Annotated in this window: 5 protein-coding genes; 4 read left to right on the forward strand and 1 reads right to left on the reverse strand. The window is 66.8% G+C overall.

What is annotated here, in order from left to right; all coding sequences use genetic code 11:
- Positions 1–127 (reverse strand): response regulator (locus GH737_RS14470; RefSeq protein WP_476749621.1); only part of this gene is annotated, 127 nt, incomplete at its 3' end.
- A 368-nt stretch (positions 128–495) separates the two neighbouring features.
- Here GH737_RS14470 and GH737_RS14475 point away from each other — a divergent pair.
- From GH737_RS14475 to GH737_RS14490, 4 genes are all read left to right on the forward strand, one after another.
- Positions 496–915, forward strand: coding sequence for a helix-turn-helix domain-containing protein (locus GH737_RS14475; protein WP_155265470.1), 420 nt, complete (start codon positions 496–498; stop codon positions 913–915).
- A gap of 21 nt (positions 916–936) precedes the next feature.
- On the forward strand, positions 937–1,122 hold the full coding sequence (locus GH737_RS14480; RefSeq protein WP_155265471.1) for a hypothetical protein: 186 nt from the start codon (positions 937–939) through the stop codon (positions 1,120–1,122).
- Positions 1,115–1,750, forward strand: coding sequence for a PilZ domain-containing protein (locus tag GH737_RS14485; protein ID WP_155265472.1), 636 nt, complete (start codon positions 1,115–1,117; stop codon positions 1,748–1,750). The genes GH737_RS14480 and GH737_RS14485 overlap by 8 nt, the downstream gene beginning before the upstream one ends.
- A gap of 209 nt (positions 1,751–1,959) precedes the next feature.
- A partial coding sequence (locus tag GH737_RS14490) for a CHASE3 domain-containing protein (RefSeq protein ID WP_196233225.1) occupies positions 1,960–2,229 on the forward strand: 270 nt, incomplete at its 3' end.

The raw sequence follows: 2,229 nt of genomic DNA on the forward strand, positions 1-2,229 counted from the left end.
ACAGCTTGGCGAGATCGAGGCCTTCCTCGCCAAGGTCGGTCGTATAGACGTTGAAGCCTTCCGTACCGAGCATCAGCTCGATGCTTTTGGCGGTCGTCGGCTCGTCTTCGATCAGCAGCACGCGCATTGCGATATTCCTTCCACGATGGATCCGAAGCAGCCGACGAGCGGCTGGCGGGCTTGTCCGTGATTTACCTTCCGCTAACCATCCCGGAGAACTACTGACGGTGTTTCTACGGCCATGGCGCGCAGCTCCCCGAGGCGACGCCCACCGTTCTCGGCAGTCTGCGACCGCCGGCCCGATGCGGGCTGATGCGACGGGAGTTCAGCCCGCCTCAGGAGCTGCGGCTGCGCAGCGCGGGCGCGAGCGGGTCCAATGACGTGCCCGCTTCCCGACCGTAAGACTACCGTCGGTAGATTACCGATCTGTCGCTGCAACCTCCTTGTCCCATAGGATTCAGGCAAGGCGAAATCCATGGGCATGGGGAAACAGCAATGGGCAACGTACAGATCGACCTGCAGCGCTACGGCTCCGGACCTGGCGCATTCTTCCCGGCAGACCCGGCGGGCCGGGTGGCAATCGAGCCGATCCTCGAGCGGCTGATCGCCGAGCGCCGGCACCGCGCCTCGTTTCTCCCGGGCGGCCTCTTTTCCGATCCGGCCTGGGATATTCTCCTGGCGATGGCGCTTGCCGACGCGCGCCAGCAACGGCTCACCATCTCCAACCTTTGCGACCGCGTCGACGCGCCGCCAACGACCGCATTGCGGTGGATCGTCAACCTGACGGAGGCCGGGATGCTCGTCCGGTTCGACGACGCAACCGACAAAAGGCGCAAATATCTCGAACTGTCGCTCGATACCCGCGCCAGAATGGCGGCCTATTGCTCAGCGCTTGCCGCCGCGCTCGCCGCGTGACGGGCGCGGCCGGAGAGCATCATGCAGGAATATTGGTCGAGACGCCGCCGCGAGGCGCTCGCGAGCAGCCGCCGGCCGTCGAACGCGGAGGTTCGAAGCATCCATCTCCGGATGGCCGAGCATTACCGCTCGCTCGAGCAATGGTGCTCGGCGATCCCCGGCCAGTGCGCCGGTGCGGCCGCGCCGGAAGGTGCTGACCATGGCTGATCGGGGACAGGCGGTGCTTCCGATCGTCGGAGAGCCCGCATCCGCGGAGCACGGCGCTCAGCTCGACGGTGAACGCCGCGGCAGCCGAAGGCATCCCACGCCTGGCAGGATCGTCCGTTTCGACGTCCCGGGTGACCGCGGACTCGGCGCCGTCCGCAACCTCTCCGACAGCGGCGCGCTGATCGAAACGGTGCTCCCCTGCGCGCTCGGAACGCCGGTACGGATCGCTTTCGATTGCACGAACTCGGTCCAGGGACGGATCGTCTGGCGCGACGGCAACCGCGCCGGCATCCGCTTCCTGGTCCCGATCTCGAGCGCCGCCTTCATCCGCAAGGTCGCGAGGGACCGCTGGGCCGCAACCGCGCGCCCGCCGCGGCTGTCCGTCCAGGCCTCCGCCGAAGTGAGGAGCGGCTCGACGAGCTTCGCGACCATCGTCTGCAATATATCGCAGCGCGGCGTCGGCCTCAGCCACTCGGGACAGCTTTCAGCCGGCATGCCGGTGGAGCTGGCGATGGCGGCCGGCATCCGGCTGCGCGGGACGGTGCGCTGGGCGGACGGAACCTCGGCCGGGATCGAGCTGTCCGGCGGCCTGTCGGCAGAGCAGCTCGCCGACACCGGGCGCTTCTGACCCACCCACCCAGGTTCGCCCGCTGCCGCCTGTCCCCATCCGGGACTTGTCGGAGCATCGGGAAATAAATTCTGGCCCGGACCGTTCGCCATGTTACACGAGGGCGTGCCGAACGGGGAATATGAATGTATGTCAAAGCAGGACCTCTGCTAGTTCGGTCAACGAAGCTTTTCTGGATTGCCGTCTTTTTCCTAGCGACTGTGAGCGCCGTGGCGCTCGCAGGTACCTATCGCCTGCTCGACGTCTATTCATCGACCCAGCGCAGCCAGCAGGCCCTCCTTGAGCTTGATCGTTACTTGTCCGATCTCAAGGACATCGAGACGGCGGCGCGGGGCTATGCCGTCACGCGCGACCCGAAGTTCCTCGATCCGTACCGCAGCGCGAGCGCGGACCTCGAAGGCACGCTGGCGCGCCTGCACCAGCTCGCCGGGAGCGAGCGCGTGCTCGCGGTTCGGCTGCCCACGCTGGACCGGGCCGGA

The organism is Sphingomonas segetis, assembly GCF_009720245.1.
Lineage (GTDB): Bacteria > Pseudomonadota > Alphaproteobacteria > Sphingomonadales > Sphingomonadaceae > Sphingomicrobium > Sphingomicrobium segetis.

Bases quoted from the DNA above. Each gene is read 5' to 3' on its own strand.
- GH737_RS14475 (WP_155265470.1), top strand. From the start codon at position 496: ATGGGCAACGTACAGATCGACCTGCAGCGCTACGGCTCCGGACCTGGC.
- GH737_RS14480 (WP_155265471.1), top strand. From the start codon at position 937: ATGCAGGAATATTGGTCGAGACGCCGCCGCGAGGCGCTCGCGAGCAGC.
- GH737_RS14485 (WP_155265472.1), top strand. From the start codon at position 1,115: ATGGCTGATCGGGGACAGGCGGTGCTTCCGATCGTCGGAGAGCCCGCA.